This is a genomic window from Candidatus Magnetominusculus xianensis (assembly GCA_001541255.1).
Taxonomy (GTDB): Bacteria; Nitrospirota; Thermodesulfovibrionia; order Thermodesulfovibrionales; family Magnetobacteriaceae; genus Magnetominusculus; species Magnetominusculus xianensis.
The window spans coordinates 1-26,067 of record LNQR01000074.1 but is presented as its reverse complement, the minus strand read 5'-3'; the positions used below and the strand labels follow the sequence as shown (position 1 = coordinate 26,067).

Here is a 26,067-nt window from a genome sequence, read left to right as displayed (position 1 = left end):
CCTTCGTTATTTTATTAGCCATTACTACCTCCTGTTTAGTTTTGAAGATAGTATACCATATTTACTTATTAGATTGCTACTTAGTATCAATTGACGGCGATTATACACATGCAAGCTGTGCCGCTCTCCTTTTACTACCTCAATGGCTACCTTTGCCTTAAATGCTCCGTCATGTGCTTTTCGTATTTTCTTCATCTGTCGTTCTTCTCTTATTCCGACAGACTTTCATCCACCTTATCCCTTTGCCCAGTTTTTGGGGAGTATTATAGGATTGGGATATCACTTGACTTATTATATAAAATAGTTGTAAAGTTTCTGAGCGGAACAGTTTTTTCCCGATCAGTCAGCTCAATGCATAAATTAGGAGGACGCCGTGAACGAAAATTTTCTGAGCGATTTGGCAGCCTTATACAGCAACCCTCTTGTTAAGAATATGTTTATGGACTATTTTACAAGAATGCAGCAGGAAGGTGCGCAGGCAGCGGCAAAGTTATTTAACACGGCACCTGCCAAAAAGGACTTATTCGGCATGGGGCCGGATGTCTTTGAAAAAATGGCTGAGTTTTATTCCGGGTTTGGTTGTGTACCCAGAAAGAAGTACGATGAGGTCATGGAAGAAAATGAGGCATTAAAGAAGGAAAACTCATTTCTAAAAGAGGTAGTGCAGAAAATGAATCTCAAGATGTTTGAGGAAGGCAGCAGAGGCATTCAGGAGGCATGGCAGGAGGGGCTTGCCAAGCAGCTTGAGATGAGCAAGGATATGGCAAAGACTTTTTTTGACCTTTTCAAGGATATAAAAAAATAGTTGCAATAGGGCGGCTTGCGGCCTGAGAATTTACATAAAATCTAAAACTTACGAGGAGGATTTACCGATGGAAGGAACAGCATCTTTCTTCGAGTCGCTGTTGAAGGTACAGAAAGAATTTATAAACAACTGGGTCCAAACAGCAACCGGCATAACGAAGAATTTTCAGTCGATGGGGATGCAAAAAGATAGCTCAGGTGGCGACATAATGGGGTTATACAATGTATGGACTAAAACCGTAGGTGGTTCGATTGAAGAAATGATGAAAAAGTACCCATCCGGTTTAGGCAAGGACACCGTATCGAAGGTGTTTCAGGGATTCGATTCATACATGAAGGTCTATGAATTCTGGCAGCCGGTTATTAAGGCCGTTCAGGACAATGCCTTCAACCCTGAAAACATAAAAGAGTTAGCTGACCCCATCAAATTGAAAGGGCTCATGGATAAACTCTTTGGTTTTACTAATCCAGAATCTGCGAATGAAATGCTCGGCCAGTCCTCAAAGGTGATTGAGACATGGGGGGCGTCTGCTCAGAACTTTGCCAGCCCCTGGCTAGATGCCGTACAAAAAAGCATGGGCACATTTTTTGACGTATCATCGGCAACTGACCCCAACGCTGGTATAAATGTCTTCCACAATTTCTACAGTGCCTTTGAGAAGACTTTCGGAAAGGCATTTAAATCACCTCAGGTCGGCAAAGACAGAGAGAAACTGGAACTGCTGCTGAGAACGCTTGACCTATATACCGTATACATCGCTAAAAACGCAGAATTCCAGCACAAAATCTATGTAGCCGGAGAAAAGGCATCCAAGAAGGTAGTCGAAGCAATTGCTAATAAAATTAAGGCCGGAGAAGAAATAAAAAGCTACAACGATTTCTATAAGATGTGGACTGAAATCAACGAAGCCGAGTACTTCGAGCTGTTTAATACAGAGGAATTCTCCTCCATACAGGGAGCGCTCCTTGAGTCAGCCCTTGAGTTCAGAAAACATTTCCATAAACTGATGGAGCTTTATCTTTCGGACTTCCCTATCCCTGTACGTTCTGAAATAGACGATATGTATAAGACACTCTATGAACTGAAGAAGAAAGTCCGCGTACTCGAGAAAAAACTAAACGTAAAAAATGATAAGGAGGTTGCTCAATGAAAACGCCTTTTGTAGCATTTGATACTAAAAGCCTGGTCAAAGAATTAGGCGACACCAGCACCAAAGTAATCAAAGGCACTGAGACTATCCTGCAGATTGAAGACATCGATGTAGGCTCTTCTCAGAAGGAACTTATCTTTCAGCAGGATAAGATGAGACTCTACCACTATAAAAGTGATAAGGTCACGTGCAGCGTTCCAGTGCTGATTGTGTACGCGTTGGTCAATAAAGAATACATGCTTGACTTGCAGCCTGACAGAAGCATTGTAAAGAATCTGCTTGACCACGGCATTGACCTCTACATAATCGACTGGGGTTACCCTACCCGCGCCGACAGATACCTGACCATGGATGATTACATCAACGTATATCTGAATGATGCCGTTGACTTTATAAGGGAATCAGCCAACATAGACAAAGTAAACCTGATGGGCATCTGCCAGGGTGGAACTTTCAGCACCATATACTCATCCATCTACCCTGAGAAGATCAAAAACCTGATAACTCTGGTCACCCCGATAGATTTCTCAGTCAAGAAAGGGCTGCTGTTTAACTGGTCAAGAAATATGAATGCAGACGCCTTAGTTGACGCATACGGCATAGTGCCTGGTGATTTTCTTAACTCAGGCTTCCTCATGCTTATGCCTATAACCCTTAATGTCGGCAAGTATATCGGAATGCTTGACGTGGTAGAGGACAAGGAAAAACTCCTGAACTTCCTCAGAATGGAGAAATGGATATTCGACAGCCCAGACCAGGCCGGTGAGACCTTAAGGCAGTTTATTAAGGACATGTACCAGGGCAATAAACTTGTTAAGGGTACGCTCATGATTGGAGATAAATCGGTAAACCTCAAAAATCTTACTATGCCCCTTCTGAACATCTTTGCCTCAGGCGACCACATCGTACCGCCCGATGCGACAAAGCCATTAAACGACCTCGTTGGAAGTACCGACAAAGAGCTCTATGAGTTTAAGGGCGGGCACATCGGGGTATTTGTAGGCGGCAAGTCACAGAAGGAACTCGCCCCGGCAATTACCAACTGGCTGCACAAAAGGGCAGACGGCAAACCTGCTAAAAAACCAGCTAAACATTAATAAACAGGAAAACAAGCGGCAGCAATGCCGCATAAATGGAGCAGAGGCGGAGGAGCTGGGCATACGCATCCCCGCCTCACATTTTTTGATGTCAAAAACTCGATAGATGAGCGATACCTCACCGGTCATAAAAGTAACTAAACTTGATGCTTATATATTTAGCAATAAGTTTTGGGTAGCAAGAATAGAGGCAAAGAAGTGGGCTGAAAATAATATACAGGGAAAATCTCCAATTAACAAAGCTACAGGTTGGAAAATTGATATAACAAGCATAGGTGTCAGAAAAGCCATAAGCGGTGAACGATTGACCCCACATTTTGAAGCTATTAGGGCAATTCCTGAATTAATAGAAAATGCTGTCTTGACTGAAACACGTCCTGATAGAAATAGGAACCCAGACATTAAGAACATCCACATATTTTACGCACCATTGGAAGTAGACGGCAACCTTTATAGGGCAAAACTAACAGTCAGAGAAAGTATTTATGGGAAGAAATACTACGACCATAGCCTTACAGAATTAGAAAAGCCCACTGCAGGTCGAGCTTTGCGCAGGGACGATACCTTTACAGGTAGTGCGTCACCTACGGAGCAGCAGGCTTATACTATTAGTTTAGGAGATTTGCTTAAGAATGTCAAGACCTCTGATTAATAAAATAGACTCTACCGACGCCGTAGTGCTGTTACTTGTTGCGGCTGCCCTGATAGTCTTTTTACCCGTTAAGGATTTCGACTTCGTTTCATTTGACGACGCCATACACATATCCAACAATCTCTATGTGCGGGCCGGTCTCACGGCAGAGGGTGTGAAGTGGGCATTTACGACAACCCTCGAGGGCAACTGGGTACCCCTGATGTGGCTTTCTCACATGGTTGACGCAGCGATTTATGGGACACACCCGGGTGGACATCACATGACCAACCTTATACTTCACATAATCAACTCAGTACTGTTGTTTCTTCTTTTTAAGAAAATGACCGGGGCAATTTGGCGTAGTGCGTTTGTTGCTGCGCTGTTTGCCATTCATCCCGCCCATGTTGAATCTGTTGCCTGGGTGTCTGAACGTAAAGACCTCTTAAGCGCGCTCTTTTGGTTTATTACAATGTTTGCCTACATAAAATACACAGAGTACCCCTCAGTGAAAACATACATGTATGTGATTATCTTTTTCGTGCTTGGCCTGATGTCAAAGCCAATGCTTGTCACACTGCCATTTGTACTCATATTGATAGACTGCTGGCCGTTAGACCGGCTCAGGCAGACGGCATTGTCCAAACTAATCATAGAAAAACTCCCCCTGTTTATAATTTCCGGCGTATTTAGCGTTATCACTTATTTCGCGCAGAAAAACTACAAGGCCGTAATTTCGTTGAACGAACTTCCACTTCCCCTTCGGCTTGGCAATGTGCTGGTCTCGTATATAAAATATCTGAAAAACGCGCTTGTTCCTACTGAGTTGTCGGTGTTTTACCCCCGCATGGAGACAGTTGAAGCGTGGCAGTGGATTGGGGCAGTCGTTATATTGTCTGGCATATCGATATATGCTGTGATGAGCGTTAAAAAGCTGCCACATATCTTTACCGGCTGGTTTTGGTTTCTGGGTACAATGGTGCCTGTAATTGGCATAGTACAGGTGGGGGCACAGGGGATGGCCGACAGGTATACGTACATCCCTTTTATCGGGCTTTTTATTGCCGCAGCCTATGCAGAGGTTACTGAGCGCACGCCAGTAAAATTAATCTTAAGAGCGGCAGCGGCAGCGATTATCTTAGCGTGCATTGGACTTTCGATTAAGCAGGTCAGATATTGGCAGAACTCGACAATTTTATTAACCCACGCGGCAGAGACAATTAAGACAAGCGCCCTCTTGTACTATAACCTTGGCACTGTCCTTGCGGAGGAGGGAAAATACGACCAGTCCATCAACGCCTTTGACAAGTCCATAGAGATAGAGCCAAGCCGTGTGAATGCCTATATCAACAAGGGTGTCGTTTTCATGAGGATACGCCAGTTTGACAAGGCAGCGGAGAGTTTTAGTAAGGCCATTGCCGTTAAGCCTGACATTCCAGAGGCGTATAACGGTCTTGGCGAGGCCATGATGAGTTTAGGCAGCCATGAGACCGCTGCCACGTTATTTCAAAAGGCACTGTCGCTTAATCCAAAATACCCAAAGGCACAATCAAACCTTGATATGATATTAAAGCAGGGAAACTTCAGCACACACACCGATTAATTACTGGTTGACCACGTATCATATTGGATATGTTATACCTGCGGCAGTCCCATCTCTTCAAACACCTGCTGCACTAACTGCTCTGATTGATTGTAGTTGTGAGTCCTTGTGAATAATTGCTCAAATAATTTTCCCTTCAGTTCCATTAAATATCTCTCATAGTCTGAAACTGCATTAATAATCACCGAAGTCTCACGTGGAACTGCTGCAATATAACTATCCTGCCTTTGGGCATATATAATATACTTTGCCTCTTCAACGCTCAACGCAGTATATTTAAATGAGCCGTCTTCGGAGATAACATCCTGTTGGCCCATAAAATATGACCCAAGTTTCAGGGGCTTATTGGGCAGGGAGATTTCACATGCACCCTTGAGATATTTTGAATCTACAAACCCTTCAGGAAATATTTTTACACCTTGCGGTAATATTTCATTGACGACAGTTTCTTTTAATTTCTCGACATCTCTGTAAGTCTTTGCCTTCTTATTATTTTTTCGCAGTTTGGGCAGCTCAAGTCTCTCTCTCACCAAGCCGGTAACCCCGTCATACAACGGCTTCAGATATTTCTTCGGGTCAAGTCCAAGCGCCTCCAGCACTGCGCTGTCAAGCGATTGCCTGTCTTTCATTTTGACCTCTTCAAAGATGGGGTTGATTTCCCGATTTTTAAGAGCCTCAAAACTCTTGCTTTTCTTCGACAGTGAATACAGTATTTCTTCGTTAGGTACTAATATATCCTTCCAATCAATGCCTTCAGTCTTAGTGGCCCCATCACCAAGGTTTACCCTGCTTATTAGCTCTCGAAATAAGGCAAGCAGTGTTGAATTCAGATAAATACAAAGTCCATAATCGTCTATTTTGGGAAACACCTCGAATAAATTATGATCGACTTTTATATTGTCGATATTTAATGGGGCAAAAAATCTATCGTTTGTAATCATCTGAAGCAATATCCTGCCGTGAGGTCTCTCACCTAAGTCATACCAAAGTTTTCGGCCTGAGACTGAGGTTACTTTACTCCAGGGTACACCGTCGGCAGACACTCGTGTCTCACCCCATTCAATATATTTTAATGCCCCATATTTCTTATTCCTCTTAAGATATTTTTTAGTTTTACTGCATATGAAAACTTTATATTGGACATCTTCAGATTTTAAGGTGATTTTCAACGCCTCCTTGGGTGACTTGATAATTGGAGCTAAATACTCATCCTCGATTCCCCAGTGCTTTATCCTATCCTCATTGATATAAAAAAAGTCGTTTACTCCTGATTTGTATCCACTTTTTATGTCTGCCAGTTCTCTTAATGGTACAAGTTTATCTTTACAGTTGTCCATTATTTCAAAATAGACCGCTGGTGCCCGCAAATATTTGCCCCACTTAACCGTCTTACCGGCTTCTTCCACATCTTTAAGCAACTGGGATTGCTTTATGGCCTTTATCTTGAAATTATTGTCTTCATACGTAGTGCTGCCATCTGAATGTTTCACCAGCTTAACGGCGTGATACTTGTCGCGCCCTATGCCGGATGTTTCTATTGTGTATATCAAAGCATCAATGCCATGCCATAGGTCAACGGGGAAATTCTTATCCCACGGAAAGAGTTCTTTGAGGCGCTTATTGATTTTTACAAAATTAACCTTGTTGTCGTCCCTGATAGCGCCGTCTTCACACCGTTCAAGGATTGTAATAACTGTGTTTATTGAGGCATCTTCAAACCACGGCTCACATCTGGACTCTAAAATAGCGATTACCTTGAATTTTCTTAGAAAAAATCGCTGAAGTTCATATCCATATGCAACATCTAACCATGAATTTGATGTAACAATCCCCATCCTGCCACCTTCTTTAAGATGCCTTGCCGCGTGAAAAAACAGATAGGCATAAATGTCCGCCTTGCTTGAGAGTTTCAGCTTTCCACTGCGAAATAACTCAGGATAGTCATTACTCCAATCACAAAATAGTGCGCTTTCAAGCGAATCTTTATATCCCTCAATTCGTTTTTCTATTAGTTCCTGCCGTATATACGGGAAATTACCTACTATCGCATCAAACTGGGGTATATTTTCATCAATAGTAAAATCAGTGCCGTGCGGTTTCTTTGGAGGGGGGAATTTAAATGTCTCACTCGGTTTAACGAAAAAGAAATCCCTCGATATGATTCGCGGGAAGTTCGCATAATCCTCTATTTTTTGCCTGTACAGGTTAATGGCTGCAAGTTCGGCGGGGAAATGGGCAACATCTATTCCCCATATCAGAGAAAGCAGTTTCCTATGGTCTCTCTCACCAAAGTTTCTTAGCCTGTCATAGGCCCTGATGAGAAATGTCCCCGTACCGCATGTGGGGTCTAAGACTGTGTCTGACCTTGTCCTTACACAAAAGGCTGTGATGAAATCAACAAGCTCTTCGTTTGTGTAGTACTGCCCAAGCGTGTGCCTTTCTTCTGGCGGGATCAGCCTTTCAAAGACATTTCCAACAACATCATGCGGCATTTGTGAAAAGTTGTACCTGTTCAGGGCTTCAATAAGATTTACCAGCGGTTCTATGCCTTTTTGTGGGAAAGGCACTTTATCGGGAAAGTCCTCCTCGAACACCGCCTGATAGTCAATCTGCCTGGCAATCTCAAAATATCTCTTCAGCTCCCTGTCAACATCGAGGGGATTTGTCCCTGTTAAGATAAGCTTTGGGATGTCGGAACGGAATCTGCGCAATGTCAAATAAAAGAGTATCTTTCCTAACAGCCTATAGACTATTTGTCCTGACACTGTTTCATAAAACGTCAGCCCCGCCTCGTAGACCTCGATGCCCTGTTTTGCCGCCCATGCAAATAGCACCTTATTAAAGGCAGCGTTATTCCCAACTTCTGTTTCTAATGATTTATGCACATGGGGTCTGATGGCCTTTACTGCCTCTGAAAGCTCATGGATGAAGAACGTGGAATCAACGTCGATAAGATGAAGGTGTCCAACACGAAAAATGGCAGACAGGTCGTACAATATCTCTTTTATCCTTGATTTCAGAAGCTGTTGTCTGGGGATAACCCATAGGTCATCCGGTGTTGAGATTTGAACTATTTCAGGATATGTCTTATACCGGAGTTCTTTCGATACGTCTGCCGTTAGCGGCGTCCTCCAGATAACGGCGTCTCTCATATTACACGTCACAAAATAATCGGCGTGCATTGCCTGTGCTTTTCGGGCTGATACGTTAAGTAATTCTTTGTCATCTACTGCTGTTGCCGGAGTCTTTAACTCCCAACCGCAAAACCCCCGACTGGTCTGTCTGTTAAGCCAAAGTTGAACATCAGGGAATCTTGTCTCGTTTTCTGAAATCTTTAGAGAATGTTCTGAGGAGGCAGCTTCAAAGGGATAGTCACCGTCTCTTAAAAACTCGTTAAGCCATGATATTACCTGACTGGTAAATTCCCGTTCGTTGGATATAATGTCTGACACTCACCTATTCCCACTCGATTGTGCCCGGGGGCTTGCTTGTTATGTCAAATACTACGCGGTTTACTCCTTTCACCTCGTTAATGATGCGGTTAGATATGATTGAAAGCACCTCATATGGAACACGCGCCCAGTCTGCCGTCATACCGTCTACACTGTTTACCGCCCGCATGGCGATGGTGTAGTCATATGTCCGTTCATCTCCCATCACGCCCACTGTTCTCAGTGGCAGCAACACGGCAAACGACTGCCAGATTTCCCTGTAGAGTCCGGCATTTTTTATTTCCTCTATTACAATGGCGTCGGCCTCTCTTAATATCTTAAGCCTATCGGCACTCAGCTCCCCGATACACCTGATAGCAAGCCCCGGCCCTGGAAACGGCTGGCGATAACATATCTCATCCGGCAGCCCAAGCTCCACGCCTATCTCACGCACCTCGTCCTTAAACAACTCCCTCAGCGGCTCAATAAGTTTTAGATTCATAACCTCTGGCAGCCCGCCCACATTGTGATGAGACTTAATCGTTGCCGACGGCCCCTTAAACGATACGCTTTCAATTACATCAGGGTAGAGCGTACCCTGAACAAGATATTCCACAGCGCCCAACTTCTTTGCCTCTTCCTCAAACACAGCGATGAACTCCCTGCCGATTATCTTGCGCTTTTGTTCAGGGTCAGTGATCCCCTTAAGTCTTTCGAGAAATCTTTTTTCAGCGTCAACTACGATGAGATTCAGATTATAGTGTTTTTTAAACGTTTCTATGACCTTTGCCTTTTCATTCTTTCTCAGTAGACCGTTATCTACAAATATGCAGTGCAGGCGCTGCCCTATGGCCTTGTGTATCAATATCGCGGCAACCGATGAGTCAACGCCGCCGCTTAACGCACAGACTACATTGCCACTGCCGACCTTCTGCCTTACCGCCTCCACCTCGTACTCTATAAACGACGACATCTGCCACGCCGCAGAACACTTACATATGCCGTGGACGAAGTTATCCAGAATCTTATCACCTTCCTGGGTGTGTGCTACCTCAGGGTGAAACTGCAGGGCATAGAGCATTCTATTGTCATCGGCGATTGCCGCATGAGTGGAATTAGAGGTGCGGGCTATTGATGTGAACCCGCCCGCAGGCAATACCTTTACGCTGTCGCCGTGGCTCATCCACACAACTGACCCTTCACTAAGTCCTGAAAGAAGCCCTGCGTGGTTGTCTATATTCAGGGCAGCCCTGCCGTATTCACGCTTCTGCGCCCTTTCTACTTCTCCGCCCAATAAGTGGACAATTAGCTGCATCCCGTAGCAAATTCCAAGGATTGGCACGCCTAAATCAAAAATTGATTTATCTACAATCGGTGCATCTTTTTCATATATGCTTGCCGGCCCGCCCGAAAGGACAATCCCTTTAGGTTTAAATCCCCTGATTTTTTCTATCGGGGCATTATACGGGAATATTTCTGAGTAAACCTTTCGCTCTCTTATGCGACGTGCTATGAGCTGTGTGTATTGTGAGCCGAAGTCCAGCACCAATATTTTATCATATTCTAACATAGCGCCCTACTCCGCCCTGTAGTTTGGGGATTCTTTCGTTATAATAACATCGTGAACATGGCTTTCTCGCAGCCCCGCATTGGTTATCTGAATAAAACGGCAGGTTTCTCTGAGTTCATCTAATGAGATCGCCCCACAGTAGCCCATCCCGGAGCGCAGCCCACCGACAAGTTGATAAATCATCTCGTTTATCGGCCCCCTGTCCGGGACCCTGCCCTCCACGCCCTCAGGCACGAGTTTACTTAGAGATTTAACATCCTCCTGCATGTAGCGGTCTCTGGCGGCATTGGCATCTGCCATAGCGCTGAGTGACCCCATCCCTCTGTAAACCTTATAAGTCCTGCCCTGATAAAGGATCGTCTCTCCCGGGGATTCCTCTGCACCGGCAAACAGATTGCCTATCATCACAGCGCTCGCCCCTGCGGCAAGGGCCTTAGTTATATCACCAGAATATTTTATACCGCCGTCTGCTATTACAGGTATACCGCGTGCCGATGCCTCCTCGCACGTATCCATAATGGCCGTTATCTGGGGAACGCCTACGCCGGCTACTATCCTTGTCGTACAAATCGAACCTGGCCCAACGCCCACTTTTATGGCATCTGCCCCCGCGTCAATAAGGTCCCTTGCTGCGTCTTTTGTGGCAACGTTACCGGCTATTACAGCAATATTAAACCTTTTCTTTAGGTTTTTAAGTGTTTCAATTACAGAGTCCGTATGCCCGTGTGCGGTATCTATTGCTACAATATCGACGCCGCTTTCTATTAGCAATTCCGTGCGAATCATTGAGTCACTACCAACACCAACCGCTGCCCCTACCCTCAGACGGCCAAAACTGTCCTTGCAGGCGCATGGGTATTTCTTCTTCTTCTCAATGTCCTTTATTGTTATCAACCCCTTGAGCCTGAAATCCTTGTCAACAATGGGGAGTTTCTCGATTTTATGCTTGTGCAGGAGTTCCTTGGCGCTGTCCAAATCCGTGCCCTCGGCGGCAGTTACCAGATGTTTTGAGGTCATAACGTCCCTAACCGGTTTTGTCAGGTCTGTCTCAAACCGTAAGTCCCTGTTTGTAAGTATGCCTATCAATATACCGTCTCTTGTCACAGGCACACCGGAAATCCTGAACTTCTCCATTTGAACAAGGGCATCACCCACTGGTGCATCAGGGGATACGGTAATTGGAGATACAATCATGCCGCTTTCAGATTTCTTTACCTTATTTACCTCAGATGCCTGATTTTCCGGGGTCATAGCCTTGTGTATTATACCAATGCCGCCCTCTCTGGCGATGGCAATAGCAAGGCGGGATTCCGTCACTGTGTCCATCGCAGCAGACATCAACGGGATGTTCATTTTTATATCGCGCGTGATGTATGTCTCTACATTTACCTGCGACGGCAGCACGGACGCCTTCCTCGGCACCAACAGCACATCGTCAAACGTCAACCCTAATTTAATATTTTCTATAATCATGTGTTTTTCCTTTGTTTTATGGGTTATTTGAATTACCTCAGCTTTAGCTGTCAGAATACTAACATTTCGAGGGCTTATTTAGCAAATGACCCGCACAGCATGGCAGAACAAACGGTATCACGGTCACTGCATCTGCTGATTATGAATTATGCAAACTGAATAACATAAATAGGCTGGCAGTTTCGCTGTAAGGCTTTTCAGGGAAAAAAAACGGGAAGGCACATTTTATTTTTCATGGGCTTTCCCGTTTAATAAAAAGTATGTTCAGGAGTCAGCTCTTTTTTATGTACAGCTCCCAGTGTCCCTTGTCTTCTACCTTGACTGAGTCAAAGCCAAAACCCTCTTTTTGAGCATACTTGGGAATGGAATCCTCGGCTGAGGCAGGCGCATCACACAGCACCTTTAACAGTGTGCCATTGTCCATCTTCTGTAGTTTCTTCTTCGTTAATACGAGGGGATATGGACACACCCTCCCCAGTACATCCAGCACTTCCGTTGGTTCCTGAGTTCTTAGTTCGGCCATCAGTCTCTCCTTATTTATTAATTATTGACCTTCAGTTAGAAAAACATGATATGGTCTGCCGATTCAATCTCGCCCATTATCGTTGAAAACGGCACCAGTTCGCTTGGCATATCTGCCCCTATGTCCTCTGCGTCCATGATTATCTGGTCCTCTGTCAGACCATACTTCTTTACGTCTTCTTCACAGATAAGCACCTTTATGTCCGTAAGCAAGGCATTCTTTATGTGAGACTCCAGCGTTGTCACACCATATGTCTCCGACGCCTTCTGATTCCTCAAACAATTCAACACGCCAGCGCCGATGAATGCCAGCACAGGTTCGACATTCTCCCCGTCCTCAAGGTGAATCTCCACAGTCTGACTAGCTATCGCATGTGTTAGTGCAAGGCGTGAGGTCTCTGATTTATACGGCATTTTATCCACTATGAAGGCTATTTTCTTTATCGACATTACTCACCTCCTATGTGCAGGACCCTGTCGGCAGAGAAACAACTGGCAAGATACCAGTCCATACTCTTCCTGCCAAAGCTGCTTATCACATCTTCTTTGTGATACCCGCGAGACTCGGCACAGGCCTCACATGCGGTTACATTTGCGCCGCCTTCGACCAATCCAGTTATAGTTTTCTCAAGCGACGAGTAGTCCTTAAAAGAACGCTGACCCTTCTTCGACAGCATCGTGCCGTTTCCGGAAAGCCACATGTCAACGTCATGACCTTTCTTTCTTGCTGCCTCTGCCAGTTTCACCGCGAAGTCCAGCGTCATCGACCCCACAAGCGAAGAAAAGCATCCGATGGTTAATTTACCCATTTCATTGCCTCCTATAGCCAGATTGTTTTGCCGAATTCGTTAAAAATAATATCGACCAGTCCGTCATAATCCACGACCGTCACGCCTGAGTCAACTTGTGAAGGCTCTATGCCGCGTGACACTAAGTCCTCTGACAGTGCGTATACCTTTGCTCCTTTGCCGAGAACCGGCGACTTCTGACCGTTTTCTTTGAGTGCGGCTGAGTACACAGCGTTTTGTACCAGTACCAGATCAAAAGAACCCGCGCTTAGTCTGTCAAGGGTATCGTTTGACTTTGTGTGTTCACTTAAAAATACCCCTACTTTCATAAATACACCCCCTTAGTTGAGTTGATTTCGTTTATATTCATGAGACCCTATTGCCTTAACGGTAACTCTGAGTTATAACAATTATGAGATAAAATTGTCAAGACTAGGGTATAATATTTCAACAAGTATTGCCGGTGGGATAAGAAACCTAAATGGATAAGGAAAAGAAATTTTATCCGGATTATTTAGTCTGGATACTCTCTGTTGTCATCATGATTGTCATGTTAACTGTTGTCCTTGCCATGTCGTTTCCGAAGGAGATGGGGCGGAGGATAAGTTTCTCTGCACCTTTCAGTCCAAAGCCGGAGTGGTTTTTCCTTTGGTTTTTCGAGATACTGAAATACTTCCCCGGCAATTTTGCCTTTATTGGGGCAGTGGTGCTTCCAATATTATTTATAGTTACACTGATAATGATTCCATTTACAGACACTGGCAGATATGGCAGGTTAAAGGCAGCCGTGGCAATCGGTCTGATTTACTTTGCCTTTATACTGTTCACAGTACTGCCTGCGCTGGACTACTGATATGTTTGGGGGCAAGGTACAGGTATATACAGGAGACGGCAAGGGAAAGACGACTGCGGCTGTTGGACTTTCAGTTCGGGCGCTTGGGGCCGGTCTCAGGGTGTTTTTCGCCCAGTTTATCAAATCAAGGGAGTCGTCAGAGTTCACCGCACTTGCAGCCTTTGGAGAGCGTTTCTGTTTAAGGCGTTTTGGGATGGGTTTTGTCTGGGGCGCCCCGTCTCAAGAAGATAAAGATGCAGCGCAGGCGGGGCTGCTTCAGGCCAGAGAGTCAATGCTCTCCAGCACATATGATATAGTTGTCCTTGATGAGATAAATGTCGCTATAAGCTGCGGCCTAATCTCATCAAAAGATATTGTCGAACTTATCAAAGACCGGCCAGACGGCGTCGAGCTGGTTTTAACCGGCAGGGGGGCACCCGAAGAGATAACTGCCGCCGCTGACCTTGTGACAGAGTTAAAGGAGATAAAACACTATTACCACAGCGGGGTAAAGGCAAGAAAAGGCATAGAATACTGAAAATTGGATATTAACGCACATAACAAGAAGACCGATTTCATAAAAGCCAGCAATGGGACGTTTAACTTCGGAGAAATCATTGACGGTAAAGAAAAGATACCCATTAGGCTAGAAGTGGGAAATGATGATTACGGCAAAACTCATATTGAAAAGAAACGCATTCAGAAAATAAAGAATGCAGGCTACAAGAATGTTGAATCCTTTATTGAGGATGTTTCGAAAAATTATAACCAAATATGGGAGCAACCCAATGGTCGTTTAATGATAGTCAGGAGAAATGGAGATGCAAAAATAGCTGTGGTTGAATTAAAAAAGAGAATTGGTGATTCTTATTATGGAGTAACAACAGGCTTCATAGCTGGCCCGGATTATCCATCAAAAGGTGGGAGAAAGCTACGTCAGGGAGGGGAGCGTACCCCCTCAGTCAGCCCTGAGCAGTTGACTCCACTTACCAACACCGCCCCAAGTGAAGCTCAGGTGAGCAGTGCTTGGCGCACGGGCCAGGTAGCTTCTACTTCTATTGTGCCACAACCCAACGATATTGTCAAGGCCAGAGACAGGCCAGTGAAGCGCAAGCTCAGGGGGGCGCTTGATACCCGGCCCCATAACTCAAACGCCACTAAATAAAGGAGCTACCAATGAACAAAGATGACTTAAATTATTTCAGAAACTGGTTTTCTGATTTCAGCGCCAGTTATCACTATGACGACATCAATGACCAAAGAAACATTACGTTAAAGGAAAAGCACACAAAACATGTGTGCGCCAACATGGTGGAAATCGCTGAGGCACACTTCAACAGCCCAAACGATTGTCTGCTTGCCGAGGCGATTGCCCTGTTTCACGACACGGGGAGGTTTCCCCAGTATGCCAAATATAAGACATTCAGAGACGCCATATCCATTAATCACGGGCTGCTTGGTGCAGAGACCCTGCTTAAGGAACAGGTCTTGGTTAATTTACCCGCAGAGGAACAAACCCTGATACTCCAGGTGGTCAAATACCACAATGCCTATAAAATCCCGAACTCCCAGACTACTGAGACGGTTAATTATTTGAAAATGATACGCGATGCCGACAAGCTTGATATTTGGGATGTCTTTATAGAGCATTTTTCTTTGCCGCCAGAACAGAGGGCCTCTGCTGCCACACTTGGCTTTCCAGAGACAGACGGTTACTCCGGCTCACTGATTAACTGTGTCTATGATAAAAAAATGGGCAATCTAAAGGACGTAAAGTCTGTAAACGACTATAAGCTGCTACTTTTGACCTGGATATTCGATATTAACTATGAAAAGAGTTATAGTTTGATAAACAGCAGGGATTGTATAGCCAAAATCTCTGAATTTTTACCGCGATGTGATGAGATTGCAGAGATAACTGCTGTGCTGAGCGCTTATGTCAGAGAGAAGGCCGCAGGGAAATAAACACCCTCTATACCTGCCTGTCCAGTATGTCACGTATTTTCAACAGGAACTCGTCGGTCATTATAGGTTTCGATACATAGTTCAAGCCTTCCTCGAAGATGCCCTTTCCGTGGATGACGTTATACGTGTGACCGCTTATAAAGAGTACCTTTATATCGGGCTTATATAACTTAATCTCGTTATAGACCGTCTTACCGTTTTTCTTTGGCATTATGACATCAAGAATGACAATTGCTATCTCGTCCTTGTGTTCGATGAATTTCTCTACCGCGTCCTTGCCGTCAACCGCTTCTACCACCTTGTAGCCTGCCCGTCTGAGTACCTTGACAGTTATTTTTCTTAGTGATTCGTCGTCCTCGGAAAGGAGTATCGTCTCCGATGCACCCGTTTTGGCAGCAGGCTGCTGCTGCGTCTCTGCTTCTGTGAGATTGTCCCCAACAGGCAGATATATGGTAAAAACAGAGCCTTCTCCAACTGTACTTTCTGCCTCTATATGCCCCTTGTGCAGCCTGACAATTCCATAGACGGTGCTTAGCCCAAGTCCTGTCCCCTTGCCCACTTCTTTTGTTGTAAAGAATGGGTCGAACATTCTTGCCTTCGTGTCTTCATCCATGCCTGTTCCCGTATCAACTGTTTTAATATAAACATATCCGGTGTCTGCGGTGAGGCCGTGACTGTGCAGCATATTTGGGTCGGCAATGCCAAGCTCTATGCTTAACAGGCCGCCTTCGGGCATGGCGTCTCTGGCGTTTGAGGCCAAGTTCATCAGCGCCATTTCCATATGTGTTTTATCAGCCATTATCATAACGTCGACAGCTTTGATTATGGTCTGAATCTCGATGTCTTCGCCTATGAGCCGCATCAGGAGTTTTTCCATGTTCCTTACAAGCGCTGAAATATTTACCGGCTTTAATTCATAGATGTGTTTTCTGCTGAAGACAAGCAGGCTTTTCGTAAGACTTGCCGCCCTCTCTACCGAGGCATGGATGTGAGCGGCATAACCGGCTGCGGTAACATCGTCTTTCACCCGCATCTTAAGCAGATATACATAATTTGTAATTGCTGAAAGAATATTGTTGAAGTCATGGGCGATGCCTCCGGCAAGCTGACCGATGGATTCCATTTTTTGGGCTTGCAGGAGTTGGCTTTCAAGTTCCTTATGTCCGCTTGTGTCGATAACGCCGGCTATCGCCCCTTCATATCTGCCAAGTTCATCCATAATCGGTGACGTTTCGATAGTTGCGTATAATGGCTTGCCGTTTTTTCGCAGGAATTCCAGATCAAGCTGACCCTTTATGCCCTGGGCGAGGCGTGTTATGCTATGTTTGCATATGTCAACATATTGTTCACTAATAATTGAAAACATATGACGTCCAGTCATTTCTACTGTATCGAATCCAAGCATCTCCGCCATACGGGGGTTTACCAGCGTTATAGTGCCATCTTTATCTATGACCAGAATACCTGCGTGCGTAAGCTCAAAGAGCTGCCGGTATTTGATTTCGCTCTCTGTAAGGGCGGCCTCAACCTTCATCCTTTCGGTTATCTCCTCGCGCAGCTCTTCATTTGTCTTTACAAGGTCGTCGGTGCGTTCTTTAACAAGGGCCTCAAGGTCATTTTGATATTTCTGCACTGTCTGCTCAAACCTCTTACGATCAATGGCAATTGCGTAGAGGTCTGCTATGCGCCCAATGGTGTGAAGGTTTCTCTCTGTGTAGTCTGCTGCCGGGTTTGCCAGGGCGATTTGACCGGCAAGCGTGTTACCAATCATGGCAGGCACCGACAAAAAGCGCTCTATCGGTATATGACCGTGTGGTACGCCCGAATGCCTTGGGTCGTCTTTTACAGAGTTAGACATAATGGCTTCCTTATTATTTAATACCCAGCCCCATAGCCCTCCAAACTGTTTAAATATAGTGTCTTTGCCCTCAACCTTGCAGTCATCCCAGATGTCTTTTGTCATGGTTGGACATATCAGGTAGCCGGTCTCCGGCTCAATATAACCGGCAAAGCCGTACTTACTGCCTGTGAGACGCCGCGCGTAATCGACTGCCATATTTGATATCTCCTCTATGGAGCTGGATTGTATAATCAGTGCTGAGAACTCGGCAAGGGACTTGTTGATTTCCAGCTCATATGACAGCGCCTCTTCTATTCGCTTCTTTCCTGTTATATCGCGTCCGATGGTAACAAGCCCGCGGCGTCTGCCATCTGAGTAAAACACAGGTGTTTTCAGCGCGTCAAATGTCGTTATTGAGCCGTCGGGGTTTGTAATTGAGACCTCCTTGCTCATGATCGTACCGGAAGTCCACACTGCTTCGTCAAACTCGATGTTTTTTCTAAAGGCATCCTTGTAGTGTTCTTTGTCAACAGCTATCTCAGAATCGGTTTTACCTTTATATCTGTTTTTATCGATGTTAAAGTAATTAAGGACGAAATCGTTAGCCTCCAGCCACCTGTCCTGCCCGTCTTTAAAAAACACTATATCTGGCATTGCATTTATTAACCTTGTCAGTTCTTCTTTAGTCTCAACGGCAATGTCCTTCGCCCGCTCTATTCTAATCACGCCAATGAAAAAGACCAAAGAAATGGCACATAGAGTTGCTGTGATAGCTAATCCAAAGATTCTGTGTTCACCTACCTTTTTATTAGACGCGAAAAGGACGATTGACCATCCTTCAATATCTATTGGTTCTTTAATAAAGGTGTAATCGGCATTTCTAAATGAGATTTTAGCGCCGCTTATATATTTGTCTTTTAGTATTGACCTGAATGGTTTATTTCCAAACTGTCTTGAATTCAGTAAATCCAGCTCCTCATTTTTTTTCAGCGGCCATAGGGTTTGGTTGACAAGGGATGACTCCCCAGATATAAACACTACCCCGTGCGGGTCGGTAAGAAAACAATAGGAGTAGTGCCGAAAGTCATTCTCGATGTCGTCTATATCTTTTTTTATCACGGCAATGGCGATTATTTGTGAGTGTTCATCTCTTATAGGGGACGACACATAATAGCCCTTCTTGTTCGACGTTACTCCAAGCGCAAAATAATGACCAACCCCACCGGATAAAGCCTGTGTAAAATACGGCCTGAAGGCATAGGATTTTCCAATAAAACTGTCCTCTTTGTCTCTGTTTGAGGACATAATAGTAGTCCCCTTGAGGTCTATAATGTAGCAGACAGTAGATTGGAACGTCTTATTAAATCTGTCTAAAGTTGAATTAATACCTCCTTCTTCACCTTTTTTTAGGGCTTCAATTAAATCAGGCGATTGAGAGAGGGCAATAACGGCCTGTTCGTAATTGTCCAGCAGACCCAGTATTCTGTTTTTCAGGACTTTTACAGTTGCCATACCGTTTCGGTATACTTCATGTTCGGCATGAATAACCAAATAATGAGTAAACAGCACTCCGGCAGCGACTATAGCCGCAAGCGACAATACACCAAGGGCTATGTACTTATTTCTCATTATATCAACCTCCATTGTATAATAATATACAAAAGGTGCATTGTCAACATGCGATTTATAACAATTGACCAGGCTGATTCAGATATGCGAATATAATTCAGATATAATGAGGAGGGGGATGATAGTATGACAAGTGCCGGGTGGGTGGTTGGAGACGTAATCTTAGACCTCTATGAAGTAAGGGAAGTCTTCACAAGTGGAGGCATGGGGTTGGTCTATCGTATATATCATAAGGGGTGGAACTCTGACATGGCAATGAAATGCCCGCGCCCGGAATACTTTAAGACAGAGATACAAAAAAGCAGTTTTGAGCATGAGGCCGAGACATGGATGAGCTTGGGCCTTCATCCAAATATTGTCAGTTGTTACTATGTGCGCCGCATAAGCGGAGTTCCATGTGTGTTTGCCGAGTACCTCGAAGGCGGCTCACTGCGTGACTGCATAAAGCAAGGCAAGCTCAACTCTATCGATGCAATCATCGACACGGCTATACAGTTTGCCACAGGGCTTCACTATGCCCATGAAAAGGGGCTGATACATCAGGATGTCAAACCTGCAAACGTGATGATGACCTCTGATGGGATTGCAAAGGTTACAGATTTTGGACTTGCACGGGCACAGTCACTTACAGCCGCTGAGTCCACCTCACCAGCTTCTCTGTCATCCGGCAAGGACACACCACAGCAAAGTCAACGCAGAAAGAGCCACCTATCCAGCCTATGCGGCATGACACAGGCTTACTGTTCAATTGAGCAGGCCAATCACACCCCGCTCACATTAAAGACAGACATCTGGTCATGGGGGGTTTCCATATTAGAAATATTCATAGGAAGCGTAACGTGGTTAAGCGGCAATGTAGCAGGTATCGTGCTTGACGATTACCTGAGAAACCCTCCAACGGGCGCAAATGTCATGCCAAAGCCGGTAGCCGCGCTCCTTAAGCGGTGTTTTGCACATGACCCTGCGCAACGCCCAGCCAACATGCAGGAAATCATCACAGAACTTAAACAAATATACAAAGACATAACAGGGAAAGACTACCCGCGCGGCGAATACCTGGCAGGACGGCTCACAGCCGACAGCCTTAATAACCGTGCCGTTTCGTTCCTTGACCTCGGGCGTACGGACGAGGCCATCGGCATGTGGAAGGAATCCCTGCGCGTTGATCCCCATCACATTGAGTCTACGTTGAATCTCGCCCTTTACGAGTGGAAGCTATGCGCCATTACAGAGCGGGATATATTCCGCAGAATCGAGGAACTTATGAGGAGTCAAACCCTCAAACACAGGGATTACAACCTAATGGGCAGGATGTATATGTTCTTTGGCGAGTATGGGAAGGCACTTGATACTATGTGGAGGGGGTTTAGAGAATCTGCTGTCTCATCAGACGAAATCAAGGCCCTTGTAGCGGCTCTTTGTGCCGAGGGCAGACACTCATCAAAAAAAGACAACACCGCCGCTATGACCCTTTGGAAGGATGTGGAGAAATACTCAAGATCGCTTATCGAAGGCGCCTCAAGGGACATTCAGATAATCGCCGCCCATGCCATTTCCCTGATGAGACAGGGCAGGACAAGTGACTCCGTGGCCTTTTACGATAAAATGAAAAAAGATATCCCATCGCTGCCAAACTCTGTACTAGGCGCAGCATTAGGCTATCTGCCCGGTTACGAGCTAATAAATCAATTAGAGGGGCACAGCGGCCTGGTCAGTATGGTTGTTCTGTCGACAGACGGTAAGCTTATCGCATCTGCAGGCACTGAAGACAGGTGTGTACGCCTCTGGAGGATGGACACCGGTGAGTGTATTGGCGTCTTTGATGGTCACAACGACTGGGTTACATGCGTATGTTTTAGTGCCAAAGGAGACTCAGTCATATCGGGAAGCCTTGACAAGACCCTGCGCTTTTGGGATATAACGCGCGGGAAATGTACTAAGGTCTTTGATGCGCACAAAGACGGCGTCACGGCAGTTACGGTAACTCCCGACGGCAGACATGTGATAAGCGGTGGAAATGACGCGGCGATTCGCATATGGAGTTCTGGAAGCCTCGTTCGCACCCTTGAGGGACACGGCAGCAGGATAACCTCACTGTCTCATGGTCAGCGCGGGCCTAATGTTATATCAGCAAGTAACGACAGGACGATTCGCATCTGGAACACAACCACAGGAAAGTGTCTGACACTGATGACAGGGCACGACGGGGCTATAAATCACATAGCAAAACTTGACAACTCATCTTATATATTGACATCCAGCGAAGACACGACAATCCGTCTCTGGGATACTGCAACGGGCAAACACCTGAGGACATTCAGCGGTCACAGCAGCTCTGTCACCGCAGCGGCCTTTATGCAGAGCGGGGCAGGATTTATCTCCGGCAGCACTGATAACACGCTCTGCCGCTGGGACATTGAGGCAGGTCAGCGCCAGTACGTGTTTAAGAAATTCGAGGGGCCGTCGCTGGCGTTGAGCCCCGATGGCAAGACACTAATCTACTCTATTTGGAATGGCCTGCGGGTGGTAAATATACTAAACAGGTTTGCCCTTCCATATGCCATAGCAGTTCCGGTATCGAGTGAAGAGGCAGGGAAACGCGAGGGTGGATTTCAGACAATACTTGATGAGGCCGAAAGGCTGATAAGCGAGGGGCAGCTTAACACTATCCCGGAGCTGATAAAAAAGGGCCGCCAAATCAAGGGTTACGAAAGAGACAGAGACGCGCTGGAAATCATGGAGAGGCTCTCCCGTGTATTTCCACGAAAGAAAGTTCAGGGCGCGTGGGAGTCGAAGGTAGCAGAAGGGCACAGTGGCGCAGTCAATGCCGTTTCTGTCAGCAAAAACGGTAAGTACGTGGTAACGGGCAGCGCTGACTGCACAGCAGCACTTTGGGATGCTGCATCGATGAGCCGTCTGAAAATCTTTAAAGGACACGAGGCTTCGGTAAACGCCGTAGCCGTAAGCAGCAACAACCGGTTTATACTCTCCGGCAGCGAGGACGCCTCAGTACGCCTGTGGGACCTGGAGCAAGGTGAATGCAGATGGACACTTAGCAGTCACTGTGCGCCTGTGACAGCAGTTGCCTTCAGTCCTGACAGTAAGTATGTGATATCGGGAAGTCTTGACGGCTCTGTTGTCCTCATGGACACAAACAGCAGGCTTGAGCTTCGAATTTTGTTTGAGCGCATGAGCCGCGTCACGGCTGCCGCCCTTACGCCCTGCCTTCGCACTGTCATAGCCGGATATGAAAATGGAAGTCTCCAAATCTGGGATGTAGACTCTGAAGAGTGTCTGGCATCCCTGAAGCCGTACAACAACAGTGTATCCTCACTTGCAATAAGCCCTGACCTTAAATATGTAGTGTGCACCGGAGAGTTTGACAATACCTTTCACATCTGGGACATCGGCACCAAAAAGCTGTCACGGTCTTTCAAAGGCCACACGGGCGGGGTGTTGAGCGCTGAGTTCAGCCCGGACGGCAGGTTCATAATCTCCGGCAGTCAGGACGGCACGATACGCATATGGGAGGCAGCTACCGGGCGCGTAAGCCGCACGTTTACGGGTCACAGCGGCGCTATACACGCTGTGTGTTTCGGCGCTGACGGCTTTAGTGCGTGGTCAGGGAGCGCAGACCACATGCTGAGGGCCTTCTATATAGACTGGGAGTTAGAGACAAGGGATATTAAAGACTGGGATGACGCAGCGGCTGCGTATATGGAACAGTTTATATCGAGGCACACGCCGTTTATCAGGAACTCGTTCACAAGGCGGGGAACCACGGTTTGGGATGAACAGGCTGTCGGGTCATTACTTTCGGAGCTGAGTCTGCGCGGCTTCGGATGGCTCAAACCCGAAGGTGTGCGGGCGAAACTGGATGAACTTCAACAAGCGGCCAAAGCCCACTGGCGGCTTTCAGAAGAATCCTTTAACGCAGCAATAACACAGGCGAAGGAACATATGAATATTGGAAGCTACACAGCGGCCATTACGCAGATAAACAAGGCACGCTCCATTGACGGCTATAAAAACGAGACAGAGGCCCTCAGGCTTACAGATGAGATGTCTATGACATTTCCCAGGACACACATTGCCGCCTCACTGAGACTCAACATACTCAGAGGACACGGCAGCACCATAACGGCAGCCACATTCACAAAGGATGAAAGATTTGCCGTCACCGCATGTAAGGACAACCGTGTGCGAATATGGGAACTGTTGACGGGTAGTTGCGTGAAGGCATTTAGCGGCGGCAGCGTTACGGCACTGCTTATGTACGGCAGTACGCGTGTGATTTCTGGCGGCATAGACGGGACGCTTCGTCTGTGGGATATAAAAACCGGGGAGGTTCAGAGGGTATATAAGGGTCATACAGCAGAGATTAATTCGCTGAACTTAGCACGCGGAGGCATGTTTGTCCTGTCCACAAGCAAAGACGGTCTGATGATTCTCTGGGACGTTGAAACGGGTGAGCGAATAAGGGTATATAAATGCCCATCGAACAGTGTGACATGTGCGGCAATAGATGAGGACCTTGCCTTTATCGCCTCAGGCAGCACAGACAGGCTCATCCGCCTCTGGGACCCGGCATCGGGCAGCATTATAAAAACCCTTGCAGGTCATACGGACACGGTGATGGCAGTTGCGATAAGCCCTGATGGTACGTTTATTGTATCCGGGGGTTCTGCAAGGAGGGTACGCATGTGGGATACTGAGAAAAATACCGCCATCTTTGAAGGGCACAGCGGCGCTGTCACATCCTTGCAGATAACTCCTGATGGACGGTTTTTTATTTCTGGAAGCGTTGACGGCACGGCACTCCTTTGGGATAGGACACAACCAGGCGCGTATACGGCCTTTGGCGGACACACAGCCCCGGTAACATGCCTGTCACTGTCGCAATCGGCAGGGATGATGATAACGGCAAGCGAAGACCGGACGGCCTTTGTGTGGACCCTTCAGTGGGGTTTTACTATAAGGGATTTTATGGACTGGGTTGAAGGGGCGCTGCCGTATGTAAAGAGATTCCTCTCAAGACACAGAAAGATAGTAAGCGACACACTGACAACCATAGGTCTGCCGTTTATTAATGACGAGGACGCAGCCAGCAAACTTCTCTTACTTAAAGACGAGCTGAGACGAAGGGGGTTTGGCTGGCTGACCAATGAAGGACTAAGCGCCAAGCTCAGCGAACTTAAGGCAGAAATCGATGCCGACTGGAAGAAAACTGTAGCACACTACAAAGGGCTGATGAAATCCGGCATAGACTTTATGAAAGACAAACACTATGCAAAGGCAGTTGAATCCTTGTCAATGGCCCATTCACTGAATGGTTTCCAGCGGGAAGAGGAACCGCTTCGGCTGCTTGATAAAATGCACAGCGTATATCCAAAGACTAAACTATTAGACGTATGGCGGGTAAATAATCTCGCTGGTCACCGCGGCAAGATAACGGGGTTGGTGGTATGTTCCGACAACAGACACGCCATCACTGCAAGTGACGACAATACGCTGAGGTTTTGGGATATACTGAGCGGCAAGTGTATCAGGGTATTTGAGGGACATACGGGTGCCGTTACATCTGTAAGTTTGACCATAGACAATCGCTCAGTGGTATCGTCGGGCGCTGACGGCACGATTCGGCAGTGGGATATTATAAGCGGCGAATGTGTCCGTGTCATCGAGGCGCACAAAGATGTAGTGAACACAGTAGTTACTGTTGCTGACAACCGCCGCATACTGTCTTGCAGCGCTGACGGGACAATAAAGCTATGGGATTCGTTTACCGGCGAATGTATAAATACATATCCATCAGGCAAACCGACTGCCCTGGCAGTCAGTCCTGACGGGATGTATTACTTTAGCGGCGGGGCAGAGGCGGAGTTTTGGGACTTGTCAACCGGAAAGCTGATTCATAGGTTTAGAGGGCCTGCACAGTCTGGCGTTACAAGCATCAAGGTCACGCCAAACGGACGCTATATGCTGACAACCGGCCTGACAGCACGGCTTTGGGATGTACCAACAGGTGAGATTTTTCGCACATTTGGATGGCACACAGGAAAGCCTGCCTCTGCTGCCATAATGCCTAACGGTAAGTATGCGGTCCTGGGCAGCGACGACGGAAGTCTGCGGTTTTACGACATACTCTCAGGGGAGCTGTCCAAATCGGTTCACTGGCATACGGGAGCGCTGACGGCAATTGGTATAAGCCCTGATTGTCATTACATTGTAACGGGCGGCGACGAAATGACCGCAGGGGTTTGGTACGTGTACTGGCAGACTGCTGTAAAAAACATCGCAGACTGGGACGACGGCGCCCGGCCATTTGTGGAGATATTTTTAACCCTCAAAACGGCAGGCAGATACCCTGTAGTGAAAAAGCCCCAGTGGACAGATGATGACTTCAAGGAGCTGCAGAAGGAGTTATCTTTACGCGGTTACGGGTGGCTAACGACCAGCGGCATAAAAACTAAACTCGATGAAATGGCAGCAAACTGGAAGACTACCCTGTCAGAGAGAAAGTATCTTTTCGAGAAGGAATTCAGGGCAGCGCGCTAACACATAAATATTCCAGCAATTCTCGGTGAAGTAAAAAAGCATCGGAGTATTCTGGTTCGGACAAGTGTCCCAGCTGTTTGACCAGCAAAAGCGGTAAAATCCATTACACACACCAGATATTGCAAGTGTGATAATGCACCATGACATGAGGCAAGTAATTCCCTTGGCACCGG

At 46.4% G+C, this 26,067-nt stretch carries 18 protein-coding genes; 10 read left to right on the top strand and 8 right to left on the bottom strand.

Going from position 1 to position 26,067, the window contains the following annotated elements:
* Positions 1-373 precede the first annotated feature (373 nt).
* The 5 genes from ASN18_RS10755 (at position 374) to ASN18_RS10735 (ending at position 5,286) form a co-directional block, all read left to right on the top strand.
* Positions 374-805 (top strand): hypothetical protein, encoded by a 432-nt coding sequence (locus tag ASN18_RS10755; RefSeq protein WP_085052746.1) that lies wholly within the window; start codon positions 374-376, stop codon positions 803-805.
* A 67-nt stretch (positions 806-872) separates the two neighbouring features.
* Positions 873-1,955 carry a poly(R)-hydroxyalkanoic acid synthase subunit PhaE gene (locus ASN18_RS10750; protein WP_085052745.1) on the top strand — a complete coding sequence of 361 codons (1,083 nt, stop codon included), beginning with the start codon at positions 873-875 and terminating at the stop codon, positions 1,953-1,955.
* On the top strand, positions 1,952-3,052 hold the full coding sequence (gene phaC / locus ASN18_RS10745) for a class III poly(R)-hydroxyalkanoic acid synthase subunit PhaC (RefSeq protein ID WP_085052744.1): 1,101 nt from the start codon (positions 1,952-1,954) through the stop codon (positions 3,050-3,052). Before ASN18_RS10750 ends, phaC begins: the two co-directional genes overlap by 4 nt.
* Before the next feature lie 106 nt (positions 3,053-3,158).
* Complete coding sequence (locus tag ASN18_RS10740; RefSeq protein ID WP_085052743.1) at positions 3,159-3,704, top strand: LPD3 domain-containing protein; 546 nt, start codon at positions 3,159-3,161, stop codon at positions 3,702-3,704.
* Positions 3,685-5,286 (top strand): tetratricopeptide repeat protein, encoded by a 1,602-nt coding sequence (locus tag ASN18_RS10735; RefSeq protein ID WP_085052742.1) that lies wholly within the window; start codon positions 3,685-3,687, stop codon positions 5,284-5,286. The genes ASN18_RS10740 and ASN18_RS10735 overlap by 20 nt, the downstream gene beginning before the upstream one ends.
* 32 nt (positions 5,287-5,318) lie before the next feature.
* On the opposite strand, the gene ASN18_RS10730 is transcribed toward ASN18_RS10735, so the two are convergent.
* The 7 genes from ASN18_RS10730 to tusB form a co-directional block, all read right to left on the bottom strand.
* Positions 5,319-8,738, bottom strand: a complete 3,420-nt coding sequence (locus tag ASN18_RS10730; protein WP_085052741.1) for an HsdM family class I SAM-dependent methyltransferase — start codon at positions 8,736-8,738, stop codon at positions 5,319-5,321.
* A gap of 4 nt (positions 8,739-8,742) precedes the next feature.
* Positions 8,743-10,287, bottom strand: coding sequence for a glutamine-hydrolyzing GMP synthase (gene guaA, locus ASN18_RS10725; protein ID WP_085052740.1), 1,545 nt, complete (start codon positions 10,285-10,287; stop codon positions 8,743-8,745).
* A gap of 6 nt (positions 10,288-10,293) precedes the next feature.
* Positions 10,294-11,760, bottom strand: coding sequence for an IMP dehydrogenase (gene guaB, locus ASN18_RS10720; protein WP_085052739.1), 1,467 nt, complete (start codon positions 11,758-11,760; stop codon positions 10,294-10,296).
* Positions 11,761-12,031: 271 nt separating this feature from the next.
* Positions 12,032-12,283, bottom strand: a complete 252-nt coding sequence (locus ASN18_RS10715) for a sulfurtransferase TusA family protein (protein WP_085052738.1) — start codon at positions 12,281-12,283, stop codon at positions 12,032-12,034.
* A gap of 35 nt (positions 12,284-12,318) precedes the next feature.
* Positions 12,319-12,732 carry a DsrE family protein gene (locus tag ASN18_RS10710; RefSeq protein ID WP_085052737.1) on the bottom strand — a complete coding sequence of 138 codons (414 nt, stop codon included), beginning with the start codon at positions 12,730-12,732 and terminating at the stop codon, positions 12,319-12,321.
* Entirely contained in the window at positions 12,732-13,091 is a 360-nt protein-coding gene (locus ASN18_RS10705; RefSeq protein WP_085052736.1) for a DsrE family protein, read from the bottom strand. The genes ASN18_RS10710 and ASN18_RS10705 overlap by 1 nt, the downstream gene beginning before the upstream one ends.
* Before the next feature lie 11 nt (positions 13,092-13,102).
* Positions 13,103-13,399, bottom strand: a complete 297-nt coding sequence (tusB, locus tag ASN18_RS10700; protein ID WP_085052735.1) for a sulfurtransferase complex subunit TusB — start codon at positions 13,397-13,399, stop codon at positions 13,103-13,105.
* 152 nt (positions 13,400-13,551) lie between these two features.
* Here tusB and ASN18_RS10695 point away from each other — a divergent pair, with 152 nt between their 5' ends.
* From ASN18_RS10695 to ASN18_RS10680, 4 genes are read left to right on the top strand one after another with little or no spacing between them, the layout of a single operon-like run.
* Positions 13,552-13,923 carry a cytochrome b family protein gene (locus ASN18_RS10695; RefSeq protein WP_085052734.1) on the top strand — a complete coding sequence of 124 codons (372 nt, stop codon included), beginning with the start codon at positions 13,552-13,554 and terminating at the stop codon, positions 13,921-13,923.
* Position 13,924: 1 nt separating this feature from the next.
* Positions 13,925-14,440: a cob(I)yrinic acid a,c-diamide adenosyltransferase gene (locus tag ASN18_RS10690; RefSeq protein WP_085052733.1), complete on the top strand. Its 516-nt coding sequence runs from the start codon at positions 13,925-13,927 to the stop codon at positions 14,438-14,440.
* A gap of 3 nt (positions 14,441-14,443) precedes the next feature.
* Positions 14,444-15,067: a hypothetical protein gene (locus ASN18_RS10685; RefSeq protein WP_085052732.1), complete on the top strand. Its 624-nt coding sequence runs from the start codon at positions 14,444-14,446 to the stop codon at positions 15,065-15,067.
* 11 nt (positions 15,068-15,078) lie between these two features.
* Entirely contained in the window at positions 15,079-15,867 is a 789-nt protein-coding gene (locus ASN18_RS10680; protein ID WP_085052731.1) for an HD domain-containing protein, read from the top strand.
* Positions 15,868-15,874: 7 nt separating this feature from the next.
* Here ASN18_RS10680 and ASN18_RS10675 read toward each other — a convergent pair whose 3' ends face one another.
* A complete protein-coding gene (locus ASN18_RS10675; RefSeq protein ID WP_236861682.1) occupies positions 15,875-19,336 on the bottom strand; it encodes a PAS domain S-box protein in 3,462 nt (1,153 codons plus the stop codon).
* Positions 19,337-19,462: 126 nt separating this feature from the next.
* Between ASN18_RS10675 and ASN18_RS17225 the strand changes: the two genes are divergently transcribed.
* Positions 19,463-25,894 (top strand): protein kinase domain-containing protein, encoded by a 6,432-nt coding sequence (locus ASN18_RS17225; RefSeq protein ID WP_157072940.1) that lies wholly within the window; start codon positions 19,463-19,465, stop codon positions 25,892-25,894.
* The last annotated feature ends 173 nt before the right edge of the window (positions 25,895-26,067 follow it).